We start from the raw sequence: 17,747 nt of genomic DNA on the forward strand, positions 1-17,747 counted from the left end.
CATTAGGGGCTCTTATTTTGTTATCTGTATAAAGTGAAATGTCCTACAAACTCTCTGTTATCCTTTTCATCATTCAATTTAAGAACATACCAGTAATCTCCTGAAGGTAATTCTGCTCCGTTATATCTACCATCCCATTTTTGACCATAGTGATATTTAGCAATTACACGACCGTATCTGTCGAAGATTGAGAATTCAAGGTTGTTGTAAATATTAGTACAACCAGGACCCCATGTATCGTAAACACCGTCTCCGTTAGGAGTAAAGTAATTATCAAGACAAACATCAATATAAACCATTGGTACAGTGATTGTCGCAGTACATCCGTTTTGATCTCTTACTACTACTACATAATCTCCCGATTTGTAGATTTTGTATGTATTAGAAGAACTGAACGGCTCTCCGTTGAAACTGTATTCGTATGCTGGAGATCCTCCTGAACCTGTAACCGAAATTACGTTCATTTCAGGTTGTCCTGCTGATAATGCAATCGCTAATGGATCAACAGCAATGATATCAAAACTTGCAGTTGGTACTTCACAACCGTTCGTATGTCTTGCCGTTACGTAGTGAATACCTGGAGCAACATTTGTAAAGATATTGCTTGGTTGGTAAGCTCCAGCTCCGTCAAGTTGGTAATCAACTTCGGCAAGATTTGTAATACTTGCATCAACAGTGATTGTAACACTGTTTGCAGCATGATTATCAACACAGTCATAATTTACTTCTGCTTTAGGATCTAAAACAACCGGCAGAGGCATATTAATCTCTAATAGGTTTGAACATCCTGCAGCATCTTTATAGTATACAATGTGTTTACCACCCGTAAGATTCGTAAAATCAAATATTGTCTGACCTGCTGCACCTTGTGTATAAGTTCCTGTTTCATTATCAAGACTTACACTGTATGGAGCAGTACCTCCAGTAACTTCTACACTAAATGCTCCATCTTTATCTCCAACACAAACCTCTGGAATCATTGAGTTTGGAACTTCTTTAGCTTTAAGAACTTCTGGCTGCGTGATCGTAAAGTCATGTAATACGAAACATCCATTTTCATCTTGAACAATTACCTGATAATCACCAGGAGCTAATTTTTCAAATGTAAACTTAGTATCAAATTGATTTAAGTCTGGTGAAAGTGCGTATTTAATAACACCTGTTCCGCCTGCAGCAACGATTTCAAGTTTACCATTATTCTCTCCAAAACAACTAACGTTAGTTGGGAAGAATTGAGCAGTTAAAGGAGTTGCTGGTTCATTGATTGTTATTACTTCAGAAGTAGTACTACAATCACCGCTGTCAACTTTTACTCTATAGGTACCCATTACAAGATTTTCGAATCTACCGTTATCTTGAGAAGGAAGTAATGCAGTTCCAGCACCATTAAGAAGTGTGTAAACATAGTTTCCTAATCCTCCAACAGCATCAGCAGAAATAACTCCTGTTGCTTCGCCTGTACATTTTACAACTGCATTTGATACATCAAGTTTAATTGTCAATGGTACTAAAGGAATGATTTCAATTGTGTTAGAAACAAAACTAGTACATCCATTAGCATCTTTCACGAAATATTTATGAGCTCCAACAGGAACATCAAATGAAATAGATGAAGTAAATGATCCTAATACTGTTGTACCGTCAGTACTGTAAGTATAAGGTCCTGTTCCTCCCTCTGCACTTAATGTAAGCTCTGTAAGCGTCTGACAAGTTTGTGCTCTTGACTCTACAACACTAGCTAATACAACTGTTGGCTCGTCGATTACGATTTCAGCAGATGTAGCTGCACATGTAAATCCGTCTGTAACCGTAACACTATATCTTCCTGCTCCTAAACCACTGAAAATTGGTGATTGTACTGGACCAGAATTTACAACTGGATCTACAGAAAGATAATTTAATGTATACATATAATTACTTCCTTGACCGCCAGTTGGAAGATCAACAGTTATAACTCCAGACTTATCACCAAAACATGGCAACATAGTTACGTTAGCACTAGCTGTTACAACAATTGGCAACGGCACTATTAATGTTTGAGTTGTAGAAGCTGTACAGCCATTAAAATCTCTAACATTGATTGTATACACTCCTGCATCTAAACCTGTAAAGTTATTTTGAGCAGAATAGTCTATCACAGTACTAGTTCCTTTTACTAATTGATATTCATAAGTCGTATCCCATCCGCCTGTGGCAGTTACAGAGATTTCTCCATCATTATTACCAGTAATACAAGTAATGTCTGCTTTTGATGATGTAGCTGCTAAGACTGCATTTGGCTGTTCAATAGAGAATATAGTTTCAACTGAACAATAAGGAATACCTTTTAATGTAGCAACAACTTTATATTCACCAGCAGTTAAGTTAGAAATTCTAACTGGACCCGCATTAGATGAAGTTCCAGAACTTGGTACTGGACCTGTAATTACATAATCAAAAATACCAGCATCGTCTTGTGGAACTAATTGGTTATCAATAAAAGTTAAATCAACACTTCCGTCATTAGCTCCAAAACAAATTTTACCATTAACAGTTTCTGCTTTGATAGTAAATGTATTTGGATCAAATACGTTATGAATTTTTTGAATTGTACATCCAGTAGCTGGATTTACAACCGTTATAATGTATTCTCCTATTGGCAAATTAGTAAATATACCGTTTGTATTAGCTGGATTTCCTGGAACAGCAGCTCCAGAAGAGTAAGCAATAGAATAATTTAATGTTGCTGGAGTTCCGCCTGTTGTCTCTACTGCAACACTAATGTTTTCGTTTGTAGGACAAGTAATAGGAGCCGTAACTGTAACATTTACTTTATCTAAACTAATGTACGGAGCAATAACATATGTTCCGGCATTAGTACCAATACAACCATTATTATCATAAACATTTACAGTATAAGAACCACCTAAGTAATCCATTTCAGTGTAAACGTTTTTAGGACCATAATAAACTCGAGCGCCATTTTTTATAAACTCATAGTTAGTGTAAGTTCCTGAACCGCCAGTTACACCAGAGATTGTAATCGTTGCAAAATTGCTGTTGTTTTCTGTAATACAACCGTATTGAACAACTGCAGGATTTGGAACATCTATAATAGCTGGTTCACTAACTTTTACAATTTTTGAAGCTTGACAACCTCTTGCAGAAATTACTGCTACAGTATAATCACCAGCAATTAATCCTTCAAATACAGGACTAGCTTGCGGAGTTCCTCCGTTTATACTGTACATGTATACCGGATTGTCATTAACCCCTACGCTTGGTACTGCTATACTTGCAACTATTTTACCGTTGTTTCCACCGTTACAAGTAACTGGAGTTGCAATTGCATCGAATCCTGTAACAGGAGTTGCTGCACCTAAAGTAAAGTTTACTTTAGCGGTACAAGTTGTAGTTACATCAGTAACTATAATTTCATGTGGACCTGCATTTAAGCCTGTGAATTCTATTGGAGCGATAGTCTGAGTAGTTACACCATCGATAGTATAACTATAATTACCAGAACCTCCAGTTGCTTCAGCGCTAACACGTCCGTCAAAGTCAGCACAGCTTGGCAATGCTGCTACATTATATTTTAAATCTAATGGCTGTAGAATATTAATCGCAGCAGGGAATGTAGATTCGCAACCGAATTTATCTCTTACTACTAGATCGTATGCTTTTGCCACGTTTACTGTGAATGATGTACCTGATTGGAATCCGCCTCCGATACTGTATTCGAAAGGGAACATACCTGTACCAGGAGTCACGACAATTTCATAGTTGCCATTTGTATCAGCACAGTACGAAGTTACATTTGCTGTAAATCCGGCTGGCAATGGATCTGTTGTTATGTTTACTGTTATAGGAGCAGAAATACATCCGTTTTGATCTTTAGCATAAACATACCATGCAGGAGTTAAAGGATCAAGTTCTCTTGTAACAGCCGCATCAAAAGCACCAGCTGGTGCTCCAGCAGTTACAAATGAGTAGGTATAATCCGGAGCTCCGCCATTTCCAGCAACCGTAACAACGGCACCTCTTTTACAATTAGCATTAACGTTGCTCACTTCAGTTACCGTTACCACAGTTGGTTGTTTAACTACAGCTGAATAAGTTGTAGGACAAGTTGTGATGTCATCTGTTGCAGTAATTTCATAAGTTCCAAACGCTAAGTTTGTTAATGGAATTAAATTCGCAGATGTAGTAGTTGCTGCTACAAAAGGAGCGCCATCTTTAGTTATTGTATAAGTATAAGTACCTGCAAAATCAGAAACTTCAAAAGTTACTTTACCGTCATTTGTTGTATTACAACTCATATCCGACACTAAAGGATTTGTTACCGTAATTCTAATAACATCTTTAATGGTCATCAATTCATCATAAGTACATCCGTTACTGTCTGTCACTCTAAACTTATAATCACCAAAAGGCAATCCGTTAAAAGTTGTTGAAACAGTATTATCGGCTACCGTTTGAGCAGGATAAGCCACCGCAGGAGCCGCACCGTTAAATTCAGTAATTGTGAATGTTAATATTCCAACACCGTCTGTTGCTTTAACCGTTACATTGCTGCTGTTTCCAGTTAAACAAGTAATCGCTGTAGGCGTGAATGTTAAATCTTTCGGTTTGTTTAATGGATTAATTGTTACAGTTACTGGAGCTGTCTCACAACCATTGCCATCTTTTACAGTATACGTTACAGTTTGAACAGCTGTATTGTCATTTACTGTAAATGTGTTATTTGTATCATAACCTAAATTATTAAAATTATAATAGTATCCTCCTACTCCTGCACCTGTTGGGGTACCATCGTGACCTGTTACTGTAATTACAGTTGCAACACTACAAGTAGTATTAACAGGAATCGAATGAGTCGCAGTAAGCAACACCGGTTGACCGATTGTAATTGTAGTTACTGCTGAAGGACAATTTTTAGCATCTGTCGCTATAACAGTATAAGTACCTGCTGTTAAGCCTGTGTATTTTCCTGTTGTATCTCCAGTATTATTTGCACCTGTACCTGTAAGTGTGTACGTGTAAGGAAGACGTCCGCCTGTTGCTTCAACAGTTAGAGTTCCGTCGTTACCATTAAAACAGCTTACATCAGTGTGAGAGTCTGCAAGTGTTGGAATCACTGTTGGGTCTACTGTAACTGTATTAGTTGTTACAGAACAAGCTGGTGTGTTACTATCTGTAATTACAAAATAATAATCTCCGGCTGCAGCTACAGAAGCTGTAAAAGTATTTCCTGTTACTGTATTTGGTCCGCCGGCTACTAATCCGCCATTAAAATACGTTTCATATGTATAACCCGCAACACCGTTAGAAATCTCAACATCAATTGTTGCATTTATTGGAGCTGCGCAGTATAGATCTTTAGTTACAGATGCTGTAGCTATTAATTGTTTTTGGATTATATAATCTACAAAAGAAGTACATCCATTATCATCTGTTAAAACAATTCTATAAGTTCCATCAGATGTGAATGTTGCTACACTGCCTAAAGTTGGTAAACCATTTACAGTAAATGATTTTACTCCGTTATATGTAGTTGATAAAGCTGGATCAGCTAAATCTATTACTATATCTGCACCTACAAAACATTGTTGAGGTGGTACTGTAAGATTTGGAGCTGCATTATAAATAACTGGTACATTAACCAATTGAGAAACACAACCTTTTGCGTCTTTTACGTAAACATCCCAAGATAAATCTGTTAAATTAGTATCTACGCTTAAAACAGGGTTATTCACAAAAGTTGTTGGAGCTGGATCACCCGCTTTTACTACGGCATATGAATATCCTCCTGCTCCACCATTTTCTGAACTTACTGTAATCTCAGAAATATCTTTAGAACAAAATACTTTTGTTGATAGAGCAGTAAATGTTATCGGTGTAGGCTCTGCAAAAGTTAAACTAGCACTTTTAATACAATGAGTTGTATTATCTATAACTTCAACTGTATAAGTACCGGCAACTAAATCGCTTAATGTGATTACATCACCACTAGTTGAATTTGTATAAGGCAATCCAGCAGGAGAACTTGTTATATTAACAGCATAATTACCAGAAGCACTAAAATCTGTAACAGTAAATTTAGCATTGCCGTTATTATTTGTTCCGTTTAATATATTACAAGAAATGTCGCTTGTTTTTTCTGCAACAATCTCAATTGGAACTACTGCATCAATTGTATAATAAGCCTGAATAGAACAGTTATGATCATCAGTAACTTTAAACAAATAAGTATTTGGAGCTAATCCTGTGAAAAGATTAGAAGTTCCATTATCTTGAGCGAAAGCAACTGGTTCTATAATTTGGTATTTCGCCATTGGTGTATAACCACCAGTAATATCAACTCTTACATCCGCAACGTTTGTTGGACAAACTGGCGCTGTTACAACAACAAAATCAATTGCTGTTAAAGCTTGATAAGGAAGCACAACCTGAGAACCGTTAAATAGACAGCCATTGCTATCTTTTACTGTATAAGCTATAGTTCCTCCTACAGTTCCGTTAACAGTAAATGTGTTGTCATCAGAATAATCTGTGTATCCAGGGAACAAATAACGGTAAGGTTTTGTTCCTGTTGTATTATCTACAGTAACGATTACTGTTGCTGATTGTTGAACATTTGTTGCAAGATCACAAGCATAATCTGTTACTGAAGATATTGCATTTAAAAGAAGTGGTTCAGTAATAATTATTGCTGGTGTTGTATATTCACATAAATTTGAATCTTTTACAAAAACCTGATAATCAACCCCTGCAACTAGGCCTGTAAATTGACTAGATCCTGAATATGCTGTAATTATAGTAGCTCCTTTCATCAACTGATATTCAAAAGGTCCAACTCCTCCAGTTACAGATACGGAAATAGTTCCGTCTGTTCCAGTATTACAAGTCACGTTTGTACTAGACGGAGTAATCGTTGGAAGTGGAATTGGGTCTAATTTAATATCTGATGTAACCTGACAAGTAGTTGCATTATTACCATCAGTTAATCTGAAAGTATATGTAACGTTTGTGGCTCCAGTAGTCAATTGGTTAGTAGTCATTGTAGTCCATGGACCGGCCAAACCAGTTGTTGAATACTCGTAAATATAATTTGCTGTCGGAATTATATTTCCGCCTTGAGCTGTTAATGTAATTACGGCATTTGGACTTGTTGAACAATCTAGCTCTTTTGTTACTTTAGTCTCTAGTTTTAATTGAGGATAAACAATATAGTCAACATCATCTGTACAACCATTACCATCTTTAATAACTAAATTATAAGTACCTGCAGCATTAAATGTAAAAGCTGGATTTGTTGTAAACTCACTTCCATTTACACTATATGTAGCACCTCCAATAATTGCAGGATCTACAGTACCAGCAACAGTAATTGTAAATGGATTACCATCATAACAAATACTTGCCGGCGGCGTGATTGCTGGATCAGCATCTTTATCTAAAGTGATAGCAAATGGCTTAATACATCCATAAGCATCCAATGCATATGCAATGTAACTTCCTGCATCTGCAAAGAATGTATTATCAGTGCCCCATCCTAAATCTGTTGCTGTTGGAGCTGGATCAGTAGCCAATAATAACATGTATTTATAATAAGCTGGACCAGTTGCTGGAAGTACAGGAACAAAAGCAGTTCCGTCTTTTGCAACAACAGTGATTACACCAGATTTTGCATTACAATTTGCATTTTTAGAAACTGAGCCACTAATTGACAATAGTTTTGGTGATTCTTTTATATTAAAGTTTGCTGATGAAACACCACATCCTATATTACTTCCAGATGTTTCGCTTACTAAAACATAATAAGTTCCAACTGGCAAAGGAGTTGTAGTCGCTGCTGGGTTAATAATAACAGTAGCTCCTGCCGGAATTGTTCGAGTACCAGTATTTCCAGTAGAAATATTAGTAAATGCATTTATAATATCATAACTAATATCTACAGAAGTCGCATATGAACTCTTTATATCAAAACTAACATTTCCATCATTTGCACCAGTACAACTTATGTTCTGAGGAACAAAACTGTCAATTTGCAATGTTGAATTAGTTGGAACTGGTCCAGTAGATGTTTGGAAATAGTAACATTTTGTATCTTCATCATATACAATAAAAGTATATGTTTTACCTGGAGTAAGTCCACTAAATACAGTCGATTTACTTCCCGCAGGATTTTCATCCAGCCATCCATTAGCTAAATTCACTGCTGGAGTAAGGATATTCCATGTTTGACTACTTCCATTGTAAATATTAAAATGGAATGGACCATTTCCTGTAAAAGCAGACAGGATTTTAACTGTTGCAGAACCTCCTGCACAACTTGCTACAATGTTAACATCGATACCAAGCTCGGTTGGTGGAGCAGCAATTAATACATCTTGAATTACAGCTGAACAGCCATTTTGATCTTCAACTCTAATTTGATATAGACCAAAATCTACAATTTCAAATACTGCGCTACCACCAGTTTGTCCTGGAAGAGATTTGTTGTAGTTATTAATTCCAGTAACATAATAAGTATAAGTTGGTGTTCCTCCACTTACAGAGTTAATCGTAATTGTTCCTTGTGTAATTCCAGACCCATTACATTTTAGAGATGTTGGAGTGAAAGAAATTAAAATAGGATCTGGTTCAGTGATTCTAATATTAAAAGTGTCAAAACACTGTTTTGAATCTGTTAAAGTAACTACATAATAACCTGCAGGCAAACCTGAAGTTTGAGTACCAAAATCTTTAACCAAAGTAGTATGTGCTAGATCTAAATATTGCTTAACATTTATTACAAAAGGACTTACACCTTTCGTAGCATCATAAACAACATTTATTGCTGCAGTACTTTGTCCGCTACAGCCAATTGTTTGAGTTTGAGTTACCGAAGTAATTGATGGTTTAACTGGCAAAGTTATAACAATTGCATCTGTTGTTGTTGCAGAACAGCTATTTGCATCTGTTACCGTAAATGTATATGAACCTGGAGTATTAGTTGTAAATACATTACCAACAAAAGTTCCAGTTGCAGGATTGCTTGTGTATGTATAAGCTGTTCTACCACCAGTTGCAGTTAAAGTAATTTTAGCATCTTCATTTCCAACCTGACAAGTAATATTTTTATCTAATTTAGATGATATTGTGATTTTATCATAAACAGTTACTGCATTACTTGGTGCAGTACATCCGTTTCCGTCTTTAATTGTAACAATATAAGATCCTGAAACGGTAACATCAAAAGTATTACCTGGTTGATATGAACCACCATTAAGACTGTAAGTCAATGGTAATACTAAACCTGTCCCAGGCGTTGCTGTAATAGTATAGGTACCACTACCTAAACATTGACCTGCTGCTGAAGCAGTAACTGATGGTGTAGCGTCTGCAGCAATAGCAACATCTAATTTAATCTGACAACCATTAGCGTCTACAACATACACATCCCAATTTAAGTTTGTTGCAGGGTTAAGATTGGCAACAGGTGATGGTGTCAATGTACCAATACCAGCACCATCCTGAACAAATGAGTATTTATAAGACGGAGTACCATTTGATGCAGTAATTGTAACTTCTGCAGTGGCAACTTTACAATTAGCATTTACAACTTTAGCTATTGCCGATAAGGCTGCTGCTGGTTCAGTAATAGTAACATCTTTATCAGCACTACAACCAGTAGTTAAATCAGTAACTTTTACATTATAGACTCCTTTTCCAAGATCTGATAATGTAATAATATCTCCTGAAACTGTTTGAGTAAATGGCAATGAAGCCGGAGTACTTGTAACTGTTATCGAATAGTTACCGGTAGCACTAAATTTTGTTATAGTATATTTTGCTATTCCGCTTTTACTTCCAAAACATTGAGCATTAGCAAAAGCTTGGCCTGCAATCTCAATAGGTGTAACTTTATTGATTTTATAACTTTCTGAATAATAACAACCGTTATTATCTGTTACTCTAAACAAATAATCTCCTGGAAGTAAACCAGAAAACAATCCAGTAGTTGCTCCACTAGTATTTACTGTTGGTCCAGAAACTATAGTATAATTTAATGGCGCAACACCATTAGTAGCTGTTAACTGAATATTTGTTGTAGTAGCCAAACATGTTATTGCAGCTGGCGTTCCAAAGTCTAAATCTGTAGGAGAGTTTAGTGGCGCAATAGTTACAGTTTCTGGCACAGAAAGACAGCCGTTTGCATCTTTAACAATTATAGTAAAACTTTGAGACGATCCAGTATTACTAACTGATATACTGCTATTTGAAATAAATGTTGAACCATTATTATAACTATAAGTATATCCTGCTTTACCACCACCTGCTACTACCGAAATAGTTGTTGAAGTTGGAGTATTAGCTGTATTACAAGTTAATTTTCCTGCAGTAACAACACCTGTTACAGCAGAATTCTCACCAATCGTAACAGATGTTGAAGCAGCTGAAGTACAGCCTAATGCATCTGTAACAACAATATCGTACGTACCAGCAGTTAATCCAGAAGGATTATTTACGGTATAATTTGTAAATGGTGCAGTACTTTTTGTAATGCTATAAGTATAAGGTGCTTTACCAGATGTTGGTGTAACTAAAATACTTCCTGTAGCATCACCATTACATTTTACATCTACTTTACTTGTCGTTATTGTTAAAGTAGTTGCTTTTATGGTAACCGGAATATCAGCAGTTACAGCAGAACAAGATGGAGTTGCCGAATCAGTAACTCTGAATTTATAAGTACCTGTTGCAGTTGCTACATAAGGACTAGTAGTCGTTGTGTAACCACCGCCGTTTATAGAAACTGCGTAAGTTTTAGTACCTGTCCCTCCTGTAGAACTTAAACTAATTGTTGTATTTGGAGTACAAGTAACGTCTGGAACAATTGTTGGAGTAATTGTTAATTGGTCTGCTACTACATAAGTAATAGAAGCTGGACATCCAAAACCATCTTTTAAAGATAATTGGTAAGTTCCAGGAGTTAAGCTAAAACTAGCCGAACTGCCATAATTTACACCATCTTTACTATAAGTAGCAACTCCTGTAAATGTTCCTGTAATCGTTACATTTATTGGAGTTCCTGTATAACATTGTGTCGCTATAGGGTTAATTGTTGGTACCGCTTCTGATGCAATAGTCACTGTTTTCTTAACAAAACAGCCATTTGTATCTTTTACATAAACATCGATGTTTGTTGTTAAAGTTGCAGTATCAACATTTAAATTAGTTCCATAAGCTGTAGTTGGTGTCGTAGATGGACTAGGTGCATAAGCATAAGTATATCCAGGTGATCCTCCCAATAAAGATGATATCGTTAATGTTGAAACTGTAGTAGAACAGTTAATTTTTGTTCCATTTACATTGAACGTAATAGCTGTTGCAGCATTAATAGTAACTTGCTCAGCATTAGACGTACATCCTGTAGTTTTATCTTTAACAGTCAAAGTATAAGTACCTGCACCTAATCCGGTTACTTTTACCTGATCTCCGCTTTGAACAATTGTTCCTGAGGCAGGGCTTAAAGTATAAGTAAAATTACCTGTAGTGCTTGCTCCTGTAATATTGAATGTAGCTGTACCGTCATTTGCACCAACACAATTTTCGTTTGTTTTTGATCCCGCAACTGAAATTGTTGGAGCAGGATTAATTGTGGTAGAACCAACAGCCGTACATCCATTAGCATCTGTTACCTTAAAATCATAGGTTCCAGCAGTCAATCCGCTAAATGTACCTGTTGAAGCTCCTGTTGTATTTACGACAGGACCAGCAGTAATTACATAAGTAAACGGTGCTACACCAGCAATTGCAGCTACAGTAACACTTGTTGTTGTTGCATTACATGTAATTGCTGCAGGAGTTGAAACCGTAAGTCCTGTTGGAGGATTGTATGCAGGAACAACAATTGTGTTTGTATCAATACAACCATTAGAATCTTTTACTGAATACGTAATAGTTTGTGCAACATTTTTATTTGTAACTAATAATGTATTCGTGTTATTGTAAGATGTATTACCTGCACCAAAGTTATATGTATAACCTCCAGAGCCATATTGGCCTGAAGTTGTAATTAAAGTCGTAGCGCTACAAGTTGTATTTGGTGTAAAAATAGCACTTGCAACAACTTTTGTTGGGTTCGTTAATGTAACATTGTAAGTTGGAGAAATACAGCCTTTGCTGTCTTTAACTTGATACGTATAAGTTCTAGTATTTACGCCACCTACAAAAGCATTTAAACCTGAATAAGTTGCAGAGGTACCAAAAGCACCGCCATTAAAACTATAAGTATATGGTGCTCCATTTCCTCCTTCTGCTAAAACTGTAAATTGTCCGTCTGTACCATTGTTACATTTTGGATCGTTTTGACTAGTTATTGAAGCAGTAGGGTCAACCTTAGCATCTACTTTAACTGCCAGTGTTACAAATTTACATCCTTTTGAGTCTGTTACTCTAAATACAAAGCTTCCAGCTACTGATGTAGGATAAATATTTGATCCTATTGCAGTATAACCGCCACCATTTACAGATACTTCATAAGTATATCCAGGAGTTCCGTTTTGAGGCGTAATTGTAATTTGAGCATTTGGCGATGCCGTACAATCTAATTTCTTAGTTACATCTGCACTTGCTGTTAATTCGTTTGCGATTGTTGGAATTCCAGTAACATTTGCTGTACAACCATTTGCATCGGTTACTACAATAGTATGTAGACCTGTTCCAACAACAAAGCTATTGCCTGATTGACCAGCTTGACCATCCAAACTATAAGAAAACGGTGCTAGTCCGTTGCTTACGCTAACTACTAATGTGGCCTTATTAGCTAAATCATAACATAAATCTGAAGCCGTTAAGTCTAGTGTTGCTGTTGGAGGTACTGCAGGAGTAATGTTAACAGTATTTGAAGCTCCAGAAGAACAAGGACCAGCATCTTTTATAAAAACTACAAAATTACCTGTTTGATTTAAAGCAAGATTAAATGTATCACTATCTTGAAATGGTACTACAATAGTTCCATTAGTTAGACGCAGTTCGTATTTATAATTTGGAACACCACCTCCTGCAATCGCTTTTATAGAAGCTCCAGTAGTACAAGTTGGTTGCGTAACTACACTAGCTGATATTGTAAGTGCTGTTGGGGCGCTAATTGTTTTTGTAAAAGAAGTTGAACATGTTCCAGCAGTATCACTTTTAACAATTATATTATATGTTCCAACTCCTAAACCAGAAATTGTAAATGGCGAAACTGTTGCAGTACTCCATGTCGAACCATTATTGATTGAATATTGATAACTGCCTGTAAAATTCTTTACAGTAAGAGTAATTTTTCCGTCTGGAGGCGTTACACCATTACAGCTTACATCATCAATAATTGGCTCGTCGACTTGAAAAGCTTTATTTGAATCAATAATAACTTTAAAGTCTTTTTGAGCAATACATGATCTTGGAACTTGATAAACTGAAATATCATCTATTAATAAATCATTTCCATTATACTCTAAACTTCCTGAACGAACTACAAAAGTTAAGTTCGTATTATTTCCTGGATCCAAAGAAAACGTTGGTATAGCTACCCATTTTGCTCTGTTAGGATCAGTAGTAGCTTCTGCAATTTTGCCTGTATCTGCCTGAGCAACTACATTACCAGAAGGATCAACTAATTGAAATCTAACAATTGGTGCAGCTCCACTTACTCCTACATTTAATAAATTCGCTACAAATAAATCAACTTTAACTGGTTGATTTGGAATAACATCAACAATTGGTTTACTGTATAATACTCCGTAAGGACCAGCCACAGAACCAATATTAACTGCTAAAAATCTTCCATTTGGGTTTGCGCCCAATGAAGTATGGTCTCTAAACGGGTACCAGCTTCCGTTATTAGGAATAATAGCGCTTGTTACTTCATATTGATTATCCTCTAAAGTAAGTCTTGTATCCGAACAAGTAGAAGGTACTACTGATAAATCATGAAAACAATATGCTGCTGCAATTCCTGGTGTAGTCGTATTTTGACCACTGCCAAAATCTTCTTTTAGTAAATTACTAAAAGTAGTAGCTGTTGTTACGTTGTATTTAACAGAAACAATATGCGTCCCTGAAGGAACATTGGTAAATGTATTATTTGTAATAGGTGTATTTGGCTTGGTGTCTAAATAATATTCATAGGTATAATTAGCAGAAGTACCATTTGTAACCGTTACTTTACTTGTTGCAGTTCCGTTACAGCTAAAAACAGGATCCTCAACTATAATAGTTGGATCGGCAGGTTTTTGATCAAGAGTAATATTATAAGGAATAGTATATTCGCAACCTAATTTATCTCTAACTTTTAAAATGTATGATCCTGGCAATACATCTTTTTCATTTGTTGTCTGCCATGAAGTACCGCCATTAAAACTATATTCATAACCAGGAGTTCCTCCTTGCACATTAGTAATTCGTAATAAACCACCCTGATTTACTCCATTTGCATCAGGAAGCGTACAGCCTGCTAATGCGCCAACACCTGCTGAAGCAGTAAGTGCTGCTGTTGGTCCTGTGATTTTTATACTTTGAGAAGCATCAAAACATTCCTTTTTAACTCCATTTGTTGTAATACTGTATCTAACCTTAACTTTATAATCACCAGGTGATAAATTAGAAAATAAAGGATTTGTAGAATAAGAACCGCCATCATTTATACTATATCCCATAGTATATCCATTTGCAACAACGTTCTCTATTGATATTGAAGAAGTGCCTCCATAACATGTACTGTTTGTACTTTTTATGTCATAAGTTGGTTTTGGAGCATCTGTAACAGTGATAGAAGTCGTTGCTTTACAGCCTTTACTGTCTACCATTTCAATATTATACGTTCCTCCAGCAGTATATTCGAACGGATTTGTATTAATATAAGTAGGTGATCCATTTACGAAATACGTATATGGAGCAGTACCTCCTGATCCAGTTAATAAAATTTTTCCTGGGTTACAAGCTGTTAAAGGTTCGCTTATACTAGCAACTACTTTCGTTTGACTTGTGACTGTGTTAATTTTAATATTTGCTGTCTTTACATTACAAGAAGGAGCTGGTGGAGTCGGAGATCCAGTAAGGGCAGAACTCGTAATTCTAACATAATAGGTAACTCCTGGTGTTAAAGATGCAAAAGTCTGATTAGGAGTTGATACTGGTCCTACAGTTTGTAATAATGTATTGCTGCTGTTGTAAAGATAATAGTAATATTGATCTAAATTTTGAGCTCCAATTTTAATACTTCCTGTTTCACCGTAACAAACTGGTTGTGTAATTTCAGTATTTACAACTAAATCTAAACTTCTAACTAAAATATTAGGTACATTAAAAATACATGGATTTGTTGTAACTCCTTTTTGTCTAATATTAACACTATAAGAATTAGCAGCATTTGCAGCAATAGGGAAAACATTACTATTTTGCCAAGCTCCATAAGCTCCATTTGGATCTGTTCTTATAGCATATTCATATCCAGCAGGAACACCTTCTATTGTAATACTTCCTGCTTTTCCGCAAAGAATATCTACAACTTTCGCTGTTGGGTCTAATGAATTTGTATAGACATTAAAATAAAAACGGCTAAAACAGCTTCCAGCATAATTAATCGTCAAACGATATTGTCCTGCTATACTTGCCTTATAATCTGGACCAGTGCCCGCCGGAAGCCACTGACAAGCAGTTCCTTCGTTAGCACAATTTTCGTTTGTTGTTGCCGCACAGCTGGCAGTGTTTAATCTTTCCCAAACAATATTATTGCTATCGCTGATACCTGTTTTAATGTCTTTAAAAGCATTAGCCCCACATAAGAAAATATTTGGGAGCTTCTTTCCGTCATTAGGACAAGTAACAATTTGATCTGCAAAAGCAAGTACTGGGTTGTCTGCTGTAGCTCCAAATCTGGTTACAGTAAATGACTCCGAAATAGATCTACATGGCGCTGGCGCAAGATTGTAAACATAATAAACTCCTGGGTTTTTTACCGCAAAAGTTTGTCCTGTTCCAATTTGGTTTTTCATAGCGGCATCGCTATACCAAGTATAAGTAGAATATCCATCTGCAGCAACCAAGTTTACACTATCTGTACACAACGTTGCTGTTCTTTTATATTCACAACCCGCAACGTTAACCAAAAAGTTAGTCGCTTTTGGTATTAAAAGACAACCTGTATTAGTGTTCACACTCGGGTCATCAGAAATTACAAAAGTTGTATTTTGGGTACCTTTATAAGTTGCATATGCCGAGTTGTCAATACTGTTAGAACAAGCTTCATCCAGCATTGTACAGTCAGGAATTACTTGAACTTTAAAACCAATAGTTGTTTCAGTAATTCCACCTTTTTTAACTAATGAATTATCAACTTCAAAAACAATACTTCTAGTAGCTGGATTCCAAGATTTAACGCTTACACCAGTAGGTAAAGGAAGTAAATCTGCTGGATAATTAAAAATTACATTGATAGGCAATTGATCTCGAATTGTAAATGACGTTGCATCATCATTACCTGAATTTCTAAAACCAATTTTATAATTTAAAAGTTGTCCTAAAGTTACATTTTGTCCACCAATATTATTTCCTTGTGCATCTTGTACAATTTTTGTTAAAACAATTTTAGGCTCAATAATTTCAACATTAAAGGCATTAAAAAAGAGTCCGTAACCGTCACCGCTGGTCCTTAACTTTAAAGTTGCTTTAGTATCTCCATTTTTAATAACAGAATTATTTGCATTATTTAATTTAATAATTCCGGAGTCATATCCTAAAGTGTTAACACTTTTTGGATTTCGATCCGTAAAAGGACCATCTATGTTATTGATTGTACTGTTAAAAAAATTGTCTACTGGTCTTTCATTAGTAAAAATATCTGTACCATTTATAGAATAACGGTCTCCCGTAGTATTTCTATCTCCTTCATTAGCTGCAAAAGCAAGTTTTGCATTTACGTCTCCTGTTGGAATTGTTTTAAAACCTGAAATATCATAAGTTACATCTGGGCTATTTGCCTTAATAAATCTAAAACCATCAAATGATGTAATATATTTTGCAGTAGCTTTAGGATCTTCATAAATAACAAATAGCGACCATCCTGCAGCAAAACCTCCATTAATTGTACCTCTTGCAGATATAACATCGGCAACAGTATAAGTACCTTGAGGGTTTGTTAATCCTTGTAATAAAGTTGTTACATTATAATAGTAAGCATAAATAATTTGATCACCATTTGCAGTATCTGGATAATAATCATAAACTTTTTCTCCTACAATAGGTCTATAGGCTGTCTCACCAGGAAGCTTAAATTTTACATTTCCAATATTAGCACGAATCGTGGTACCATCGTCAATAGAAGCTTTGCTTAAGATACCAGTCCAGTACAAACCTGCGTAAACAATTTTATAACATTCTGCACTTGCAGTTGGTATCGCCAAATTAGCTGTACTTGAACTGAATGTACCATTGTCTCCATCAACATCAATATATTGCATATTGAGATCATTGTTGTTTTTATCAGTCGCGTCAAAAGCATTGTTAGGGCGCTCACCTGTTTTGTTTGCATCTCTATTCAAAATGTTATTACCAATCAAGAGCATGTCTCCTTTTAAGCTCGTATCGTAACGAACAGAGAAATCCTTTTGCGAGAAAGCAATAAAACTTTGTATAAAAAGCAATACAACTAAAACTGATTTTAAAGTAGTAGGTTTTTTCATAATATTATGGTTTCAGTTTAACTAACTGTTCCCTTGAAGGGGCATTCAAAAAAA

General features: G+C 35.8%; 1 protein-coding gene. It reads right to left on the minus strand.

Annotated features, from left to right (window positions below; all coding sequences use genetic code 11):
* Positions 1-20: 20 nt before the first annotated feature.
* Positions 21-17,693 carry a T9SS type B sorting domain-containing protein gene (locus tag IRZ83_RS06130; RefSeq protein WP_194567539.1) on the minus strand — a complete coding sequence of 5,891 codons (17,673 nt, stop codon included), beginning with the start codon at positions 17,691-17,693 and terminating at the stop codon, positions 21-23.
* Between the last annotated feature and the right edge of the window lie 54 nt (positions 17,694-17,747).

The sequence above is a fragment of the Flavobacterium sp. JLP genome, assembly GCF_015350755.1.
In the GTDB taxonomy this organism is placed as follows: domain Bacteria; phylum Bacteroidota; class Bacteroidia; order Flavobacteriales; family Flavobacteriaceae; genus Flavobacterium.